Raw genomic sequence first — 18,670 nt, forward strand, 5'->3', positions numbered from 1 at the left:
TGTTCAGATTCAATCTGAAGCCCAATTTGATACCAGCTATGCCTTCCCGCTTCTTTGTCAGAACGAATCCTCATCTACTCACAGACAATAAGATTAGCAAACAAACACACTGCTGCATGCTACACTATGTTCACTACCAATCACCCACCAAGTAGGGCATAACCTTGAGCATATTAGTTCGCAATTTACCTAAATCATTCACTCAGGAAAATCTTGAGGATCTGTTTTTTGAGTTTGGCACCATAGCATCGTGCGATCTGGTAATGGATGAGGCTACAAACCTATCTAAAGGCTTCGGTTTCGTTGAAATGAGCACACAAGAAGAAACCGATAAAGCGATTGAAAAGCTTAACGCCAAGGTTATCGACGGTAAGAAAATTCGTGTTAAGTGGTCAAATCAAGAGAAAAAGCAAGCTGCAGCGATAGATGATGCGCCTGCGCCTAAAAGAGATATTCCTGACAATGTGTGGGGAACGGCTTCTAGTAACAGTTCTGAGAGTGAAAAGGACGCGGAATAGCTCTGAGAGTAATTGAGTTAGTTAGTGCTGACAACTGAGGTTGTCAGCACTAACTGGTAGCTCAACCAGATACGGTTGCTGTCTGTACTTGGGTATTGCGTGCAGTCATAACAATGGCTAGCCATACCAACACGCCACCACCGGCCAGCGCTAAACCTACCCAACCTGTTGAAGCATAACCATAGCCGGCTGACAACGTCATACCCGCCAGCCAAGGGCCCAAGGCGTTTGCCGTATTGAAAGCGGCATGGTTCATGGCTCCTGCTAAGGTTTGCGCTTCGCCCGCCACATCCATTAAACGGGTTTGTAGTGGCACTACCATACCGCCGCCGATGCCGATGAAAAACAATGAGGCTGCCATTAGATATGGCTGGCCCATAGACGCGGCGTACGCGGCTGCAGATAAACCAAGTAGAACCTGAAAAACGATGGCTGAAGTTAGCAGTCGGCCTTCAGAATAGCGCCCAGCGATAATGTTGCCCAGGGTCACGCCAATGCCATAGATAAGCAAGGTTGCAGAAATTCCCCATTCGGGTGCCGAGGTCGTGTTTAAGTACGAGGCACTAAAATAGGAGTACACCGAGAACATGCCCCCAAAGCCAATAGCGCCCATGAGCAATACCAGCAGTACGTCTTTATTTTTTAGCGCTTTGAGTTCAGTTAGAGGCTTGGCATCTGGGTTTGGACCGCGGTAAGGTGCAGTTTTCCAGACCATTAAAGCGGTCACTAGTGCAAAGGCAGAAATCATGAAAAAGCCGGTTCTCCAGCCAAACATTTGTCCGATACCGCTAATTGACGGCACCCCAATAATATTAGCAATAGCTAATCCCATGATGACGTTACTCACCGCCTGAGCCCGTTTATTTTTACCCGCAATGTCCGCTGCAAAAAGCATGGCAATACCGAAATAGGCACCGTGAGGCAGGCCAGCAATAAAGCGCGCTATATTCATTGTCCATTCTGACCATGCTAGTGCTGTTAGCAGATTCCCACCGGCATAAAATATCATCATTGAAATAAGCATGGTGCGTCTGGCAAGGCGAGAAAAGAAGATAGTAATAAGCGGTGCGCCTACTACAACGCCAATGGCATAGGCACTAATCGCATGACCTGCAACGTTTTCAGTAATACCAAAATCTTCAGCGAAGTAGGGCAGTAACCCCATAGCAGCAAATTCGCTGCAACCTATTACAAAAGTACCGAAAGCTAGCCAGAATGTAATAGTCGCCAGTGAATATTCTCCCGTCGCTGAGCTTTCTTCCGAAAAGACCCGATCAGAAGCTGTGTGAGTAGAAGTGATATCGTCAGTTTGATTCGTCATAAGCTAGCTTTGTTCCTTCATTTCTTACCATTGTGTCGCCTGCTAGCTGCTTGAGCACGGCGCACTGGCACAAGATTAAAATACAAAAACCGGCAAATGGTATGTTTGCCGGTTTTCTATGTTTGAAAGCCATTGCTTTGGCTATTCAGAAAGGCCAAAAGCCCCAAGCTTGTGCTTTATTTGTTCATCTATTACATAAGATCCTAGCAGTGAATGAACGTTAAGTAACGGTAGATGATAAGATTTCTTAATCATTTCAACGATTTAAATGTAGTGTATTTGTTAATGACTTGAGTCGCGTTATTTGCTTAGCGATGCGCATGGATTTTCTATCAACACTAAAGTAATTGTTTTCTGTGCGTAAATGTTTGTGATTGAAAAAGCTGGCATTTAGTCGCTTATTAACATTTTCAGTCGGGTTAACCGCTATATTCGTGTTTATGTTTTCAAGCCATAATCACATTAAAAAACAAACTTCTTGACTTTAAATTGTTCTATATATAGAACGTTCCATAAATAGAACAAATATAAGTTGGCGCCGTGTGAATCAAGCCACCCTTAATATTCTAGGTAGGCAACTTAAGAAACTTAGGCAAGATAAAGGTGTCTCGCTGTCGCAATTAGCGGCAGGGGCAGGTATTGCCAAGTCAAATCTTTCTAGGCTAGAGCAGGGTAACGGTAATCCTACGTTAGATACTATTTGGCGATTAGCTAAGCAATTAGACGTGCCATTTGGTCAACTTGTGCAGCCCCTTAGCACAAGCGTGGGAGAGAACGGAGTAGAAGTGCGTCTCATTGAGCAAGGGCAGGGAGTACCCAATGTCGATGCTTACTGGATGTCTGTTGCACCTAATACGCGGCGAGAAGCCGAGGCTCACGCGACTGGAACACAAGAAACCATTACCGTGATAAGCGGTACGTTAGAAGCAGGGAATATTGGCAGTACCCAACTACTGCTACCCGGTCAAAGTATTGCTTTCAGCGCCGATTTACCTCACGTCTACAAAACTCAAGATGAGTGGGTAACGTGCCTTATCACTATCGTTTATCACAAAGAGGCAATAAAATGAGCCAGGTTTCATCAAAAAGTGGGCTAAAGCAGGGGATCATAGATGGGTTACCCTTGCTCGGAGGGTATATCCCGGTAGCCATTTCATTCGGCGTTATTGCCATTCAAGCTGGCTTTTCAACATTAGAGGCTACGCTAATTTCTGTGTTCATTTACGCAGGTGCGTCGCAATTTCTTTTAGTTGCCATGGTGGCATCAGGTGCTCCCCTTTGGCTAGCCGTGTGTATGACACTATTGGTCAACGTACGCCATGTGGTTTACGCGCCCAACTTAGTGCCTTATTTACCGCAAAGCAAAGCGTGGCCCTATTTAATGCATGGCCTTACTGATCAAATTTTTGCGCTAGCCCATACACGTTTACCTTCTATGGAAGACACCAAGAAAGTAGATTGGTTTAAAGGTGTATCAATGGTGGCGTGGTTTAGTTGGATTCTGGGTACAGCACTTGGAGGTATAGCGGGAGACTCGCTTACACAGAAATGGCCAATTCTTGATAGCGTGATGCCCTTTGCCTTACCGGCGTTGTTTGTTGTGTTATTAGCGCCAAAATTTTCTAATAAACTGTGGAGCGTTACCTTGCTGGTAACGATATCCATAGCGCTTTTTGTTGCGCTTAGTAGTTTTAAAAATGCAGCTATTCCGCTGGCGGCGCTATGCGGTGCGCTCACGTTCTATTTGCTTACTTCCCATGTTGAAAGGACGCAGTCTCATGCAAACTGATATTTGGATAGCAATTATCGTGGCGGCGATAGGCACCTACGTGTTGCGCGTAGCGCCGTTATTATGGACACAGCGTCACTTCAACAAACACAAGGCCAACAATACCCAAGCGCGCTTGCCTACTTGGTTAAGTGTGCTAGGTCCATTGATGATTGCAGCTATGTTGGGCGCTTCGCTTATTCCTAAAGCCCCGTCTGCGGCCAGTTGGATAGCTACAGGCGTTGCAACTGTGATAACAATACTCGTTTGGCGTAAGACCAAAGCTTTGGGCCTGCCTGTATTCTTCGGCGTCGCCGTTTTTGGCGTAATATACTGGTGCGCTTTGCATTTCTTATAGTTATTACGCAGGCTAAACGGGAGATAAATAGTTAGCTTTTTATGCTTTTCGTACCTTTTAGCAAGGCTTCTGAACAGTGCTCGCCATGGAGCACCGAGATGTCGCCAGTAGTTTCAAGGACTACTGCTCTCACTTCATTTAAGTCTAATACGTTAGCTTCCCGAAGCTTAGCGAGCAAATCGCTGCGTGCCACCCGAGTTTCTTCAAGCGCGCCGTCAATAATTTCGCCGTTTCTCATTAAAATAACCGGCGTGTTTTGCATTATTGCTTCAATTTTATCAGACCGTCTGCGTAGTCTGGCGCTAACCGATTGCACAATAAATAGGGCGGCCATAGCAACCATGGCTTGCAAAAACGCTTCCCACGTGGTCGTTTGAGAAGCACTGGCGAGCAATGAGCCTACCGCTACCGTCATTACGAAGTCGAAGTTTGTCATTTTCGAAAAAGAACGTAAGCCGTTAATACGAACCAGCAATACTACCCATACCATTACCATCGTGGTAAGAAAAAGGCCTCGACATATCAAGTCGAGCGTTGGGCTAGCGCTAAACATACACATCTCCTCATATTGCTATAGCATCAATATCCATTTGCTTACATAGAGTATTAGCAATACGTTGAGTCGAAGCGTTGAGATTTATGCTTAGACAAACTCGCTGTACACTATTTTATTTTTCCCATGGCTTTGTCGCCCCAGATTTCTTTTAAGCGCTGATCGCGACCACAGTTCCAACGTTAGAATTTATACCGAACAGGACTGTTCTTATAGAAATCTTGGTGGCCTATTTCATCACCTTTAATTGGATAAAAAGTAGAAGCATCAAGTATTGGTGTTACCACGTCTTTATTCGGAAACAGGGTGATTACGTTAGCTTTTGTTTTTTCGGCGATAGCACGTTCTTTATCGTTCGCAACAAAAATAGCGCTTAGGTAGCTGGGACCTTTGTCGCAAAACTGCCCTCTGTCATCAAAAGGGTTAAAGAACGGTTTAGGCTGCAATTAATATCATCGCAGTTTGTAGCATCTCTTTTTCCTCGCTTATAAAAGAAAAAGCGTAGCTAGCGATTAACAGTATCGCACTAGAATCAAAAACAATTAATGCCAAAAGAGGGTAAGTAAAATTTTCATCAGACTCTGTAGCCTGCGTTCACTGGTAGCAAAGTGAACGTCATCTTTTTTCGCCCGACTGCTCTGTAGCCCTGCCATGACAAGGACTGTAGTAAGAGCCTTTCGATCGGCAGAGCATTTGCATCTCAGCAATTACGTGTGAGTCAAAATACGCGACAACGTGTGATTTCACTCTGTGAGGTAGGTCAGTTTTGCTTAACGCTAATCAAGCGTTGCTTTACTTCGTGCAGCCGGTTGTCGTTTGTTCAGGTCTCTAAAAGAGCTTGGCTCAGATTTAATTAAGTAGAAAGTAAGGAAGATAATATGTCGATAGTCAAATCAGGTAGTGCAGCATACAAACCGCTGGGTAAAGAAGGAAAGGGCAGTATTTCCACGGAAACGGGCGCCTTATCTAATCAGTCCTATGGTTTTAATACACGTTTTGAAGATGGAAAAGGGACTAACCCCGAAGAATTGATTGGTGCCGCCCATGCGAGTTGTTTCACCATGGCGCTTTCTTTTGCATTATCCGATGCAGGGTATGATGACGGCGAATTAAATACCACAGCCAAAATAAGCCTAGACAAAAGCGATGACGGTTTTGAAATTACCAAGTCGGCGTTAACATTAGACGCTGAAGTTGAAGGTATCACAGAAGACGAGTTTGAGAAGATTGCTCAGGAAGCGAAAGAAAACTGCCCTGTGTCTCAATTACTTAATGCCAACATTACGTTGGAATATAAGCTAAATAATAGCTGAGGTGTTAGCACTGAGGGTTACTGGCCGTTGAGGTAAACGCGCTAGGCGCTAGAAAACAGTAAACACATTTTAAAAAGCTCGCTTCTGTTAGCGAGCTTTATTTATATCCGCTTAAAAATTTAGATGTAAAAAGCCCCCAGTAATTGAGATGTTTGATTACCGGGGGCTTTTAGTTTAAACGCTTCTGTTAGGGTAGCTAGCGGTTAACTGCCATTACCCTATTTACCGATTAGGCCACAAGCAACGCGTTCGCCGCCACCACCTAGTTTTTTAGGGGAGTCTGAGTAGTTGTCGCCGCCTGCGTGAATCATAAGTGCACGTCCTTCAATATCTTCAAGCTCTAGCTCTGGGGCGAAAATAGGCTGCGTGGCTTTTCCGTTTTCATCAACATACAGCACGGGAAGATCGCCTTCGTGCCCTTTCTCAGACCATGGAGCTCTGTGTTTATTGGTATCTTCTGGGTCGAAGTGTCCGCCGGCAGCGCCACCAAGTATTTTTTTACCGTCTTTCATAGCCGTTGAGCAATCACCATTTTGATGAACGTGAAACCCGTGTATACCCGGCGTTAAACCGGAAAGGTTAGGCGTAAAAACCACACCATCATCGTCGTAACTGCTTACCTTTACAGTACCCATGCTCTGGTTGGTTTTAAGGTTATTCATCACCACCTCTTTTCCTTCGTGTTGGTGATGACCTGCTAAGCTGCCTGCACTTAGAATCAGTGAGATAGACCCTGCTAGGGTAGATAATAAACGTTTTTTCATCGTGTTCTCCTTCACTAGATTAATGACGTATTTTTGAAAACTACAAACCTTAACGAGCATAAAGTAAACCAGTTGCGCGAACTCTACAGCAAAGCTGTTAAGGCCTTTACCAATGTAGACTCTAAGGAAGCCAGCGTTTAGCTAAACAAAATTAACCGCAGCGCATAATGAAAGGGTTATACCCTGTGTATGAAAAAGTTACTGTATGCTTTACCTTGGACGTTTCATTTCTTTGAAGACGTACAGATGGAAGATTCATGTTACGGCGGTAAAACTCAGTAACAATATCTAAGTAGCACTTTTATCCTATTAGCCTTACAGTTAGCGCATATAAATTCACATTAGAGGCAAGGGCATGTATACACTTTACGGTTACCCTAAAACCCGCTCGGTTCGTGTAGCGTGGGCGCTGGAAGAAATTGGTTTACCTTACGAATACAAACTAATCGACTTGAAACAAGGTCAGCATTTGTCTGATGAATATAAAGCAGTAAGCCCATCGGCGAAAATACCGGTATTGGCAACCCCCGAGGGCACACTGTCTGAGTCAGCTGCCATTGTCACTTACTTGGCTGAGCGCCACGGTATGCAAGAATTTATTCCCGAGCCTGGCAGTTTCTCGCGGGCTAAGTACGAAGAGATGATGCTATTTCTCACCAGTGAGCTAGAACAGCCGGTTTGGAATTTAGCCAAGCACACGTTTGCTTTACCCGAATCGCAAAGATTGGAGGAAATGCACGGCGTTAGTGCGTGGGAGTTTCAGCGTGCGCTCAGGGTGTTTGCTTCTATGCTTGGCGGTAACGAATTTGTTTGCGGTAACATGTTTACTATGGCCGACGTTATTGCAGGGCATATTTTAGCGTGGGCTAAGGGCAGTAAGTTAGCAATCGACTTTCAAAATATAAGTGACTACGCACAACGTGTACTGTCACGAGAAGCCTATGAGCGTGCGTGGCGCGGCGAAATGTCGCACTTACCCGCTCAATAAGATAGGTTTTATTGTGTAGCCTATATAGTGCCAATAATAATTACGACAGAGCAAAAGCTCCTATCCAAGGAAATATCATGAAATTATTCAAAACGTTGCTAGTTAGCAGTGCAGTTGCAATTGCGTTAAGTTCACCGCTTGCGGTTACCTATGCGCACAATCATCAGGGTGATAATGAAATGGTCGCCAAAGCGGCGCACACTGAGCATGAGAAGCTCTTCGCCTTGTTTGCTGCCGCTGATCAGCGAAATATAGAGCTTAATCCGATTATGGCGATTTTCCGTGGTGATATGCGCTATGCCGACAGAATGGGTGACTTCTTGACAGACTCCCACGCATTAGCGGGAAAAACGGCTACACAGCTTAATTTGTCAGAACTTAAACAAATTGACCGCAGCAAGTTAAGCGATACTGATAAGCTTGCCTACGATGTATTTAAATACAACCAAGAGCGCTCGCTAAAAATGTCGTCAGACGAAATTGAAGCGCTTACAGAAGTACGTCCAGTGAACCACTTCAGTGGATTCCATACCTTTTACCCTACGTTTGCGAGCGGAAAGGGCGCTGCACCATTTAAAACGGTAGAAGATTACGAGAACAATTTATCTCGCCATAAGGATTACATCGCGATTTCTGACCGTGCTATTGGTAAGTTTCGCGAAGGGATGGAAAGTGGGGTGCTTGAAACTAAGCTAACTATCGACCGTGTGATAAAACAGTTTGATACTCAGCTGGCTATCCCTATCAAAGAGTCGCAGTTCTGGGGACCAATCACCATGTTTCCAGAGAGCTTTTCCGACGAGGAAAAAGCGCGTTTAAGCGCTGACTACGAAGAAGCGACGCAAGACATTTACGATGCAACCACGCGTATGCGCGACTTTCTTCGGGATGAGTATTTGCCTGTTGCCCGTGAAAGCATTGGCCTTAGCGATATGAAAGGCGGCGCCAAGCTTTACCAACTGATGGTTGAAGGCTCTACTACCTTGCCAATGACACCAGATGAGCTTCATAAGCTGGGCTTAAAAGAAGTGAAGCGTATCAAAAATGACATGCTTGAAATTAAAGACGAAGTAAAGTTTGAAGGCACGTTAAACGAGTTCTTCGACTATGTGCGCACCGACCCCAAGTTTAAGCCTGAAAGTCGTGAGGCGCTAACCCAGAGCTATTATGATATTGGTCGTGAAGTGGACGAAAAAATTGACCAATACTTTTCATTGCTGCCCAAGTCTGAGTTAGAAATAAAGCCCTACGACCCTGCTATTGAGCAATTTAGCGCGGGTGGCTCTTATCAGCCGGGCACCCCAGATGGTTCTCGCCCGGGAACCTTCTACTTTAACGCGTACGACTTGCCAAGCCGCTTAACAACGGGCAACGTTACCTTATACCTACACGAAGGCGCGCCAGGTCATCATTTCCAAGTGAGTCTTGCGCAAGAAAATGAAGCGCTACCGTCGTTCATGCGCTTTAGTTTCCTACCTGCGTTTGGCGAGGGATGGGCGCTGTATTCTGAAACGCTAGGCTATGAAATGGGCTTCTTTGAAGACCCGTGGAACCGTTACGGCACGCTTCAAGACGAACAACTTCGCGCAATGCGTTTGGTAGTAGATACCGGTATTCATGCTAAAGGTTGGACCCGTGAACAAGCCATCGACTTCATGCTTGATAACTCAGGTATGACGCGTACGGAAGTGGTAGCAGAAGTAGAGCGTTATATCGCTATTCCTTCGCAAGCGCTGTCTTATAAAGTTGGCGCACTTAAGATTCAAGAGCTGCGCGCTCGCGCTGAAAAAGCCCTTGGCGATGATTTCGATATTCGTGAATTCCACGCACAAGTGCTCAACACAGGCGGTATTCCACTGGCTATTTTAGAGCAAAAAATTGACCGATGGATCGCGAGTCAAAAAAGCGCGTAAATAACGAGAAAATAAGTAAATCTTAAAACATCTTAAAGCCAGTAAGTATAGACCTTACTGGCTTTTTAGTTTTTGCGACCAATGGCAGTGATCTTGTTGCATCCCTTCACTAGAGTAATAAGTAGACAGTTTTTTACTAAAAGTAATGGAGAGAAAACGTGGAATTAGGGCTTTTTTCGTTGAGTTTAGCCGTTAAGGATATCAGTAAATCGAAAACATTTTATGAAGCACTGGGTTTCGAAGCCATGCCCTCCTGTGGATCTATTGAAGATAAATGGTTAATGATGAAAAACGGGTCTACCATGATTGGCTTGTTTGAGGGGATGTTTGAAGACAACATCATGACTTTTAATCCCAATGACGTGAGAGCCCTTCAAGCTAACTTAGTGGAGCAGGGGGTAGCCCTAGAAGTTCCTGTAAAAGGTGATAGCGGCCCTGGGCATTTAATTGTCAAAGACCCAGACGGCAACGCTATCATGTTCGATCAGTTCTAGATTCGGGCTGCTAGCTCAGCGCCTTGGCGAATAGCCCGTTTAGCGTCGAGTTCAGCCGCTACGTCGGCACCGCCAATAATGTGAACACTTACGCCAGCCTCTTCAAGCGGTTGCTGTAGTGGCTTAAAGGGCTCTTGCCCTGCACACACGATAATATTGTCTACAGGCAACACCTTCGGCGCGTCGTTAATAAGGACGTGTAGACCTTCATCGTCCACCTTTTCGTAGCTCACGCCATTTATCATTTGAACATTGTGATGTTTCAATGACTGACGATGGATCCAGCCCGTTGTTTTGCCAAGTCCTTTTCCGACTTTTGAGGTCTTACGTTGTAGTAAATACACTTCACGCTCAGAGGGCCCTATGGCTTTTTCTTTTAGCGCGCCAGGCGCTGAATAACCTTTATCGATTCCCCAATGGTCCAGCCATTTTTCCTTGTCTTGTGCCAAGTGCTCATGTTCAACTAAGAACTCGGCCACATCAAAGCCTATGCCGCCCGCACCAATAATTGCGACTTTTTTTCCAACCGGTTTATGGTCGCGAAGCACATCCAAGTAACTCATTACTTTTCGGTGATCGTGCCCTTCAATTGTCAGCTTGCGTGGGTTTATACCTGTTGCCAACACAACTTCATCAAAGCCCATATTTAAAAGGCTTTCAGCATTAACCTCGTGGTTAAGATGAATCGTCACGCCAACGCGAGCTAGCTGGTTATCGAAATAGCGTAGAGTTTCGTAAAACTCTTCTTTGCCAGGTACTTGTTTTGCGTAATTAAACTGGCCGCCAATTTCACTCGCTTTATCAAATAGGTGTACCTCGTGCCCACGGTCGGCGGCATACATAGAAAACGCCAACCCAGCAGGGCCAGCTCCTACAACCGCTAGCTTTTTCTTGGCTTGGGTAGGCGTAAAGGTCAGTTCGGTTTCATAGCAGGCCTGAGGGTTTACCAGGCAACTAGCACGTTTTTGTTCAAATGCATGGTCTAGGCACGCCTGATTACATGCAATACACGTGTTGATAAGCTTAGATTCATTGCGCATGGCCTTGGCAACGAAATGTGCATCGGCAAGAAATGGTCGTGCCATCGACACCATGTCAGCATGGCCTTCAGCCAACACCGACTCTGCTACCTCTGGAGTATTAATTCGGTTAGTGGTAACAAGGGGAATAGACACTTCCTTTTTCATACGCTGGGTGATCCAGGTAAACGCTGCGCGCGGTACGGAAGTCGAAATTGTTGGCACTCGCGCTTCATGCCAGCCAATGCCGGTATTAATAAGCGTTGCCCCTGCCTTTTCAATTTCTTTGGCTAAGTAGACCACCTCATCCCACTTTGCCCCGCCTTCAACCAAATCCAGCATGGACAAGCGATAGATTATAATGAAGTTAGTGCCCACTTTTTCACGAACGCCTTTTACTATCTCTAGGGCTAAACGCGCACGATTTTCTAAACTGCCGCCCCACTCATCGTTTCTGTGGTTGGTGCGCTCACAAAAAAACTGGTTAATGAGGTAGCCTTCAGAACCCATGATCTCAACGCCATCGTACCCCGCCTTTTGCGCAAGGCTTGCGCACTTAATGTAATCTTTAATGGTGCCTCTTACGCCGCGAGAGGAAAGCTCACGAGGTTTAAATGGCGTGATAGGCGATTTCATAGGCGAAGCAGAAACCGCTAAAGGGTGATAGCCGTAGCGACCTGAATGCAGTATTTGCATACAGATTTTACCGTCTTCTTGGTGCACGGCATCGGTAATTACGCGGTGCTTTTTAGCATGACGAGAACGGGTCATTCTGCCGGCAAAAGGGGCTACCCAGCCTGAAATGTTAGGGCTTATCCCACCGGTTACGATAAGACCTGCGCCTCCTTTAGCTCGCTCGGCGTAAAACGCCGCAAGCTTGTCAAACCCGCCTTTTTCTTCTTCCAGACCCAAGTGCATAGAGCCCATTAGCGTGCGGTTTTTCAGTGTCGTGAAGCCCAAGTCTAGCGGGGCTAATAAGTTAGGGTAAAAAGATGAAGGCTGCGGTGAGGGCGTGCTCATAATTATTCTCTGTTGTTATTGGTTATGAGGGCAGTTGGCGCACAACGTATTATTATGGCGCGTGAGTAGGTGAACTTGCCCGACCAGTTGTTTTGATTATTTACTACTGTAACGAATTGGTAAAGCAAAGCAGGCAAGTTTTTAACATAATAAAAAAGCGAGATACCTACTTAACGGTTATCTCGCTTATCTATTTTAGTTTGGTTTTACTTGTCAACGCGCCAAATCCTTGCGCCAAATCCTTGCGCTAAACGTTGCGACTTGTGTTGCTATGTTAGTAACACAAGGCCAATAAAGGGCTACTCATCAACGTACATTTTTTGTTGGAATTTTAAGGTTTGTTTACTCGAGCCTTTTTGAACATCAATTTCAAACCTGAAGGTTTCCTGGTCGCGAAACGGCAATACAGCTAAATAGTAAATAGCATCGCCTTCCTCTACCTTTTTAAAGGTGAGCTTACGGGCGTTACCAATTAAGTTTTTCGCCGTACCCGTCACGTCAGCGCGCTGGGCCGCTCCTGAAACTTTGTCTAGCACAGAAATGTTAACCAGTGCGTTAAACTTACTTCTTACAATGCCGTAGTTTGCTGCCACTTCCGGTGTTAAAAAGGGCGTACTTACCACCATGTAGTGCACGTCCCACTCTCCAAGCGTTTGCTTTTGTTCAGCGAACGCAGAGGCGCTTAGGGCAGATAATATACCCGCTAGCAGCGCAACCAAGCCTAATTTCAACTTACTCATAATAAAACCTATTGTACGTTTACCGTTATTCAAGCGTAAATTTTACCGCTTAATGTACTGTCGAATATAACCTTTGCCATTAGTTACATGGGGAAGGTGTCTTGGATCAGAAGCTGTAAAAACTGTAATGCGATAATGGCAATGAGCACTGATAAATCTAACCCGCCAAGAGGTGGGATGATTTTTCGAATAGGTGCTAAAAAAGGCTCAGTAAGTTGATAAAGCACATAGTCCACAGGCGACTGGCCTTGTGAAACCCAGCTTAAAATGGCGCGTAATAGCAAAACCCAAAACATCAGAGACAAGGTTTCTTTCACTACGCCAATGACCGACAAAATAGCAATGCCGATGGGGTTAAGACTACCACCAAACATAAGCCCGAGCGTAACTAATTTTAACGCGCAAACAGCTACGGCAAGCACAAAGGTGGCAGTGTCAAACCTGCCAATTGAAGGAATGATGCGGCGCAACGGCCCCACAATAGGGTGGGTTGCTTTAACAACAAATTGACTCAGCGGGTTATAAAAATCTGCCTGTACCATTTGTAACCAAAGGCGCAGAATAACCACCATCAAATAAAGGTTGAATAAGGTATCAACCAAAAATACCGTTGCGTTCATGTTAAGTTGTTCCTAAAACGTTATAGCTGTTTTGCCATTTCGTCAGCACGTGCAACTGCTGCGCGCATTGACTTGCTGACAATGTCTTTTAACCCTTCATTAATGAAAGTGTTGACGGCTTCTGCTGTCGTGCCGCCCTTTGACGTAACTTGGGCGCGAAGCTCGCTTAATTCAAGGTCTGGGTTGTTACAAACCATTTCGGCTGCACCGAGCATCGCTTGCTGCACCATTAAGCGCGATTGCTCTTTGTCAAAGCCCATGTTCATGGCTTCTTCTTGCATGTTTTGTAAGAACAAGAAGAAATACGCTGGGCTACTGCCCGCTGCGGCAATCACACCATTAATGCCCGCTTCTTCATTTACCCAAACGGTTTCGCCAACGCTGTTCATTACATCGTCAACATATTGTCTGTCTGCTTCAGAAACCGTGCTATCGGCATACATACCCGACATGCCTTTACCTAGCAAACTTGGTGTATTTGGCATAATGCGAACAACAGGGTATTCACCGCCCAGCATTTCTTGCAATCGTGCAACGGGTAGACCGGCTGCAATGCTTAAGAATAACTTACCCGATAGAGCGTTATTCTTTTGCAGTTCGCCGCACATATCACCCATAATTTGTGGTTTTACCGCAAGCACAATGGCATCAGCGAATTGGCAGGCTTCATCGTTTGACTGTGTGGTGTGAATACCAAACTCGGCTTTTAAGCCATCGAGCTTGGGTGTTGACGGGTTGGCAGCAAGAATATTTTCCTTTGCATATCCAGATTTGATAAGACCACTGATGATGCTGCGGCTCATATTGCCCGCGCCAATAAATGCTAATTTTTTCTGTTGCATGTAAATCCTATTTGTTGGTTGCGTTTTAGTTTGTGTAGTGACGAGTTTACGCTACCGGTTTGGGTAATCTCGCTTACCAAAAATAGCCGTCCCAACTCTTACCATAGTCGACCCATGGAGGATGGCCTCTACCATATCACTACTCATTCCTACGGATAGGGTATCAAAATTGCTCAGTGATGTATGGTAGTGGTCAAATAATTCTTTGAGCTTAGATAGGGTTTGACGCTGTTGCTCATCGTCAGGGTTTGCCTTTGGAATAGCCATCAACCCTCGCAGACAAAGGCGCTCTTGCGATGAAACAAACTCAACTAGCGAAGCTAATTCACTAAGCGAAACACCCGACTTACTGTCTTCGTCATCGACATTAACCTGTATGCACACGTTTAAGGGCGGCAGTGATTCTGGGCGCTGTTCATTTAATCTTCGCGCAATCTTTTCTCTGTCTACCGATTGTACCCAATCGAAATGTTCGGCTACTACTTTAGTTTTATTCGACTGAATAGGGCCAATCATATGCCACTCGATATTGTCGAGGTTGGAAAGTTCCTGAACCTTTTCAACACCTTCCTGCACGTAGTTTTCACCAAACATTCGTTGTCCCGCTTCATACGCTTCAATGATATCTGATACGGGTTTTGTTTTGCTAACCGCTAGCAATTTAACGGAATTTGGTGGACGATGTGCACTATTAGCGGCTTGGTCTATTCCTTTTCGTGCGGAATTTAGTCTTTCTGCTATTGTTTGCATTATTCACCTTGTTTTGGAGAAGTGGTTGTGGATATTACCGAACTTTTGGCTTTCAGTGTTAAGAATAACGCCTCAGATTTACACTTATCAGCGGGCCTACCACCAATTATTCGTGTAGATGGCGAGATGCGTAAACTGAACGTGCCTGCCCTCGATCACAAGCAAGTACATAGTCTCGTTTACGAGATTATGAACGACATGCAGCGCAAAGAATACGAAGAAAACTTAGAAACCGATTTTTCTTTTGAAGTGAATGGGTTATCTCGTTTTCGTGTCAATGCCTTTGTTCAGAACCGCGGTGCCGCCGCTGTTCTGCGTACTATCCCCAGCAAAGTATTAACGTTAGACGACCTTGGTGCCCCGGAAATATTTAAAGAGATCATCAATCAGCCTACAGGTATTGTGCTGGTAACCGGTGCCACAGGTTCGGGTAAAAGTACTACCTTGGCGGCCATGGTCGACCATATTAATACGCACAAACGCGAACATATTCTGACCATTGAAGACCCCATCGAATTCGTGCACGACAATAAGCTCAGTTTGGTAAACCAGCGTGAAGTGCATCGCGATACCCACTCTTTTAACAATGCATTGCGTTCCGCGTTACGTGAAGACCCAGACGTTATTCTTGTCGGTGAGCTGCGTGACCTCGAAACCATTCGCCTTGCTATCTCGGCCGCGGAAACAGGTCACTTAGTATTTGGTACGCTACATACTAACTCAGCGCCTAAAACTATTGACCGGATTATTGACGTTTTTCCTGCAGAAGAAAAAGCCATGGTGCGCTCTATGTTATCTGAGTCTTTACGCGCGGTTATTTCTCAAACACTGCTAAAGAAAGTAGGGGGAGGCCGAGTGGCGGCTCACGAAATCATGGTAGGTATCCCAGCTATTCGTAACCTCATTCGCGAAGATAAAGTGCCTCAGATGTATTCGGTTATCCAAACCGGTCAGGCCCACGGTATGCAAACCATGGATCAGTGCTTACAGCGCCTGGTCGCCATGGGAGTTATAAGTAAAGAAGACGCGGCTGCAAAGTCAGTGGATAAACAGTCGATGAACAATTTCTAGAGGCCGTTATGCTAGATTCACTACTTCAAAAAATGGTTGATACCAACGCGTCAGATTTATTTGTCACTGCGGGCTTTCCGGTTAGCGCTAAAATAAATGGTAAACTTACCCCTGTCACTGATAGCGCAACGTCAGAAGAGGCATCACTCGCGCTGGTTCATGAAGCCATGACCGATAAGCAGCGTGACGAGTTTCATACGTCGAAGGAATGCAACTTTGCTATCGTGCGTGATGGCATTGGTCGTTTTCGTTGTTCTGCATTTTGGCAAAGAGACCAAGCGGGTATGGTTATCCGTCGTATTGTGACGCAAATACCGAAAGCCGATGACTTGGGGCTGCCCCGAGTATTGAAAGAAATTATCATGTCTAAGCGCGGTCTTGTTCTATTTGTAGGTGGGACAGGTACGGGTAAATCAACCTCGCTAGCTGCACTTATTGGGCATAGGAATGAAAACTCTCATGGGCATATACTGACCATTGAGGACCCTATTGAATTTGTGCACGAGCATAAAAACTGTGTGATTACACAGCGTGAGGTGGGTATTGATACCCAGTCATTCGACGATGCGCTTAAGAGCTCGTTGCGACAAGCGCCAGACGTTATTCTAATTGGTGAGATTCGGTCTATGGAAACCATGGAATATGCCATGTCGTTCGCCGATACGGGCCACTTGTGTGTGGCAACGCTGCACGCGAACAATGCGAACCAAGCCATAGAGCGTATTATGCACTTAGCGCCAAAAGATCAGCACGACAAGCTGCGCTTTGACTTAAGCTTGAACATTCGTGCTATTGTTGCCCAGCAACTGGTACCGACGCCAGACGGTAAAGGGCGTGTGGCTGCCATCGAGATACTGCTTAATTCACCATTAGTGCGTGACCTTATTCAGCGCAATGAAATAGGCGCGTTGAAAGAAGCCATGAAAAAAGGCAAAGAGCAGGGCATGCAAAGTTTTGATATGGCGCTTTACGACCTTTACAAGGCCGGCCGAATTGACATGGATCAGGCGCTGCATCATGCTGACTCACCGAATGATTTACGCTTAATGATTAAGCTGGATACCAGCGATGGCTCAAGCCTAGGTACGCTGTCTAATGTGTCGATTGATATGGACGATTAATGGTTGTAGAGCGTGGGTATAGCCTTTGAAAAAACTGTTCTCTTCGCAAGATGCTTTTGAATTACAAGCTGTTCGCAGTGAATTAGATGCGTTGTCTATTCCTTATATGGTAAAAAATGAGTTTGCCAGTGGGGCAATAGGCGAATTACCTTGGCAGGACTCGCAACAAGAGGTATGGCTTGTTGACGATACTTGGTATGCGAGAGCATCAAAAGTAGTAGAGGCATTGATAGGGCGAACGAGCGACAAAGCGGATATGCAATCGGACTGGCGCTGCCAACAGTGCGGTGAGGAAAATGGCGGCGCGTTTGAGCTCTGCTGGCAATGCAATGCGGGAACGCGGCCTGAATAGTTCTGGCCTAATTCGTTATAGGGTTTATACCCCGGTGAGCCTACAAGGCTAAAAGGGAAATGCCGCAGTGAAACTTTGCTGCGTTAAACGCTACTCGTATTGGCTTTCATTCCAACTGGCGAAAATAACGCAGGCCGACACGCTATCGACTTTGTCTTTTGTCAGTTTTTTGTACCCACCTAACTCAAATAGCATAGATTTGGCGTCAGTTGTGGTGAGGCGCTCATCACACGTTTCTACTGCAACGCGAAAACGCCCGTGAAGGCGGTTAGCGAACTTTCGCGCACGCTGCGTCATTTCCTGTTCGGTGCCGTCCATGTTAAGGGGTAAGCCTACCACTACCACGTGAGGCTGCCACTCTTCGTAAAGCTTTTCAATTACATTCCAGTCTGGAATACCGTCACGAGCTTTTAACGCGGGAAGAGGTGAGGCTGTACCGGTAATTTCTTGGCCAACTGCCACACCAATACTCTTAGTGCCAAAGTCGAACGCTAATACAGTACGACTGCCTAACTCAGGCATGACCGGCTCCTGGTGCTAGTTGCCAAACATCCACACCGAGTTTATTCACAGTGGCCTGCCATTTTTTGTGCATAGGCGTATTAAAAAGGATTTCTTCATCGGCCTCGATGGTAAGCCATGCGTTCTCCTGCATTTCCTTTTCTAGCTGACCGGCTGTCCACCCTGCGTACCCAAGGGCAATTAAAACATCATCTGGGCCTTCGTCATTGGCAATAGCGGTAAGTATGTCCTTCGACGTAGTCACCATGACCCCTGGCGCAAGCTTAAGGCTAGATGCCCATTCTTTTTGGGATGAATGAAGCACAAACCCTCGCTCTTGGTTTACCGGGCCGCCGGCTAACACTATTTGCTCAGCTTTATCATCAGATACCATAAGCGCTTTGTCTGTTTGCTCTAAAAGCTGCTTAACGTTCATCGTAGAAGGTTGGTTTACCACTATGCCCATTGCGCCTTCTGCGTTGTGCTCGCATACATAAATAAGTGAACGAGAAAAGTACGGATCGTCCAAACTGGGCATCGCGACTAAAAAGTGGTTTTGTAAGCTTTTCAATTCCGTCATAAATCTTCTTTCATTTGTCTTTCGCTGCCAATTAATAGCGGCTGCATTTTGTACACTCATGTTT

Annotated in this window: 21 protein-coding genes and 1 pseudogene; 11 read left to right on the plus strand and 11 right to left on the minus strand. The window is 45.7% G+C overall.

The features are described 5' to 3' along the window. Window positions 1–164 precede the first annotated feature (164 nt). Complete coding sequence (locus ACTRWF_RS12220) at window positions 165–518, plus strand: RNA recognition motif domain-containing protein (RefSeq protein WP_012519510.1); 354 nt, start codon at window positions 165–167, stop codon at window positions 516–518. A gap of 61 nt (window positions 519–579) precedes the next feature. Here the strand turns inward: ACTRWF_RS12220 and ACTRWF_RS12225 are convergent, their stop codons facing one another. Then, window positions 580–1,839 carry an MFS transporter gene (locus ACTRWF_RS12225; RefSeq protein WP_462835623.1) on the minus strand — a complete coding sequence of 420 codons (1,260 nt, stop codon included), beginning with the start codon at window positions 1,837–1,839 and terminating at the stop codon, window positions 580–582. 542 nt (window positions 1,840–2,381) lie between these two features. On the opposite strand from ACTRWF_RS12225, the gene ACTRWF_RS12230 reads away from it, so the two are divergent. The 3 genes from ACTRWF_RS12230 to ACTRWF_RS12240 are packed head-to-tail and all read left to right on the plus strand — an operon-like array spanning window position 2,382 to window position 3,965. After that, on the plus strand, window positions 2,382–2,909 hold the full coding sequence (locus ACTRWF_RS12230) for a helix-turn-helix domain-containing protein (protein WP_462835624.1): 528 nt from the start codon (window positions 2,382–2,384) through the stop codon (window positions 2,907–2,909). Continuing rightward, window positions 2,906–3,628: an AzlC family ABC transporter permease gene (locus ACTRWF_RS12235; RefSeq protein ID WP_012519507.1), complete on the plus strand. Its 723-nt coding sequence runs from the start codon at window positions 2,906–2,908 to the stop codon at window positions 3,626–3,628. Before ACTRWF_RS12230 ends, ACTRWF_RS12235 begins: the two co-directional genes overlap by 4 nt. Next, window positions 3,618–3,965, plus strand: coding sequence for an AzlD domain-containing protein (locus ACTRWF_RS12240; protein WP_012519506.1), 348 nt, complete (start codon window positions 3,618–3,620; stop codon window positions 3,963–3,965). Before ACTRWF_RS12235 ends, ACTRWF_RS12240 begins: the two co-directional genes overlap by 11 nt. A gap of 31 nt (window positions 3,966–3,996) precedes the next feature. Here the strand turns inward: ACTRWF_RS12240 and ACTRWF_RS12245 are convergent, their stop codons facing one another. Both ACTRWF_RS12245 and ACTRWF_RS12250 read right to left on the minus strand, forming a co-directional pair. After that, complete coding sequence (locus ACTRWF_RS12245) at window positions 3,997–4,518, minus strand: DUF421 domain-containing protein (RefSeq protein ID WP_015067851.1); 522 nt, start codon at window positions 4,516–4,518, stop codon at window positions 3,997–3,999. 110 nt (window positions 4,519–4,628) lie between these two features. Then, window positions 4,629–4,943, minus strand: a pseudogene (locus tag ACTRWF_RS12250) (peptide-methionine (S)-S-oxide reductase); the annotation flags it as partial. Window positions 4,944–5,396: 453 nt separating this feature from the next. On the opposite strand from ACTRWF_RS12250, the gene ACTRWF_RS12255 reads away from it, so the two are divergent. Next, window positions 5,397–5,831 carry an OsmC family peroxiredoxin gene (locus ACTRWF_RS12255; protein ID WP_462835625.1) on the plus strand — a complete coding sequence of 145 codons (435 nt, stop codon included), beginning with the start codon at window positions 5,397–5,399 and terminating at the stop codon, window positions 5,829–5,831. 218 nt (window positions 5,832–6,049) lie between these two features. On the opposite strand, the gene sodC is transcribed toward ACTRWF_RS12255, so the two are convergent. Beyond that, a complete protein-coding gene (gene sodC / locus ACTRWF_RS12260; protein WP_012519502.1) occupies window positions 6,050–6,595 on the minus strand; it encodes a superoxide dismutase family protein in 546 nt (181 codons plus the stop codon). A gap of 355 nt (window positions 6,596–6,950) precedes the next feature. Between sodC and ACTRWF_RS12265 the strand changes: the two genes are divergently transcribed. The 3 genes from ACTRWF_RS12265 (at window position 6,951) to ACTRWF_RS12275 (ending at window position 9,990) form a co-directional block, all read left to right on the plus strand. Beyond that, complete coding sequence (locus ACTRWF_RS12265; RefSeq protein WP_020744141.1) at window positions 6,951–7,583, plus strand: glutathione S-transferase family protein; 633 nt, start codon at window positions 6,951–6,953, stop codon at window positions 7,581–7,583. 77 nt (window positions 7,584–7,660) lie between these two features. Continuing rightward, window positions 7,661–9,496, plus strand: a complete 1,836-nt coding sequence (locus ACTRWF_RS12270) for a DUF885 domain-containing protein (RefSeq protein ID WP_015067848.1) — start codon at window positions 7,661–7,663, stop codon at window positions 9,494–9,496. 158 nt (window positions 9,497–9,654) lie between these two features. Beyond that, a complete protein-coding gene (locus ACTRWF_RS12275) occupies window positions 9,655–9,990 on the plus strand; it encodes a VOC family protein (RefSeq protein ID WP_024016798.1) in 336 nt (111 codons plus the stop codon). Here the strand turns inward: ACTRWF_RS12275 and ACTRWF_RS12280 are convergent. The 5 genes from ACTRWF_RS12280 to ACTRWF_RS12300 all read right to left on the minus strand — a co-directional run bounded on the left by ACTRWF_RS12280 (window position 9,987) and on the right by ACTRWF_RS12300 (window position 14,981). After that, a complete protein-coding gene (locus tag ACTRWF_RS12280; RefSeq protein ID WP_015067846.1) occupies window positions 9,987–12,029 on the minus strand; it encodes an NADPH-dependent 2,4-dienoyl-CoA reductase in 2,043 nt (680 codons plus the stop codon). The genes ACTRWF_RS12275 and ACTRWF_RS12280 overlap by 4 nt on opposite strands. Before the next feature lie 299 nt (window positions 12,030–12,328). Continuing rightward, window positions 12,329–12,769 (minus strand): DUF4426 domain-containing protein, encoded by a 441-nt coding sequence (locus ACTRWF_RS12285; RefSeq protein WP_015067845.1) that lies wholly within the window; start codon window positions 12,767–12,769, stop codon window positions 12,329–12,331. An 83-nt stretch (window positions 12,770–12,852) separates the two neighbouring features. Then, a complete protein-coding gene (locus ACTRWF_RS12290; protein ID WP_012519496.1) occupies window positions 12,853–13,389 on the minus strand; it encodes a YggT family protein in 537 nt (178 codons plus the stop codon). Between the two features lie 20 nt (window positions 13,390–13,409). Continuing rightward, window positions 13,410–14,231 (minus strand): pyrroline-5-carboxylate reductase, encoded by an 822-nt coding sequence (proC, locus tag ACTRWF_RS12295; RefSeq protein ID WP_462835626.1) that lies wholly within the window; start codon window positions 14,229–14,231, stop codon window positions 13,410–13,412. Window positions 14,232–14,282: 51 nt separating this feature from the next. Further along, on the minus strand, window positions 14,283–14,981 hold the full coding sequence (locus ACTRWF_RS12300) for a YggS family pyridoxal phosphate-dependent enzyme (RefSeq protein ID WP_278384226.1): 699 nt from the start codon (window positions 14,979–14,981) through the stop codon (window positions 14,283–14,285). A gap of 27 nt (window positions 14,982–15,008) precedes the next feature. On the opposite strand from ACTRWF_RS12300, the gene ACTRWF_RS12305 reads away from it, so the two are divergent. From ACTRWF_RS12305 to ACTRWF_RS12315, 3 genes are read left to right on the plus strand one after another with little or no spacing between them, the layout of a single operon-like run. Beyond that, window positions 15,009–16,052, plus strand: a complete 1,044-nt coding sequence (locus ACTRWF_RS12305; RefSeq protein WP_012519493.1) for a type IV pilus twitching motility protein PilT — start codon at window positions 15,009–15,011, stop codon at window positions 16,050–16,052. An 8-nt stretch (window positions 16,053–16,060) separates the two neighbouring features. Then, window positions 16,061–17,173 (plus strand): PilT/PilU family type 4a pilus ATPase, encoded by a 1,113-nt coding sequence (locus ACTRWF_RS12310; RefSeq protein ID WP_012519492.1) that lies wholly within the window; start codon window positions 16,061–16,063, stop codon window positions 17,171–17,173. Window positions 17,174–17,198: 25 nt separating this feature from the next. After that, a complete protein-coding gene (locus ACTRWF_RS12315; protein ID WP_462835627.1) occupies window positions 17,199–17,525 on the plus strand; it encodes a putative signal transducing protein in 327 nt (108 codons plus the stop codon). A 90-nt stretch (window positions 17,526–17,615) separates the two neighbouring features. Here the strand turns inward: ACTRWF_RS12315 and ruvX are convergent, their stop codons facing one another. Beyond that, window positions 17,616–18,047, minus strand: coding sequence for a Holliday junction resolvase RuvX (ruvX, locus tag ACTRWF_RS12320; protein WP_012519490.1), 432 nt, complete (start codon window positions 18,045–18,047; stop codon window positions 17,616–17,618). Next, on the minus strand, window positions 18,040–18,606 hold the full coding sequence (locus tag ACTRWF_RS12325; RefSeq protein ID WP_041912945.1) for a YqgE/AlgH family protein: 567 nt from the start codon (window positions 18,604–18,606) through the stop codon (window positions 18,040–18,042). Before ACTRWF_RS12325 ends, ruvX begins: the two co-directional genes overlap by 8 nt. Window positions 18,607–18,670: the final 64 nt, after the last annotated feature.

Source organism: Alteromonas sp. G5_S2_22_S1 (assembly GCF_054968525.1).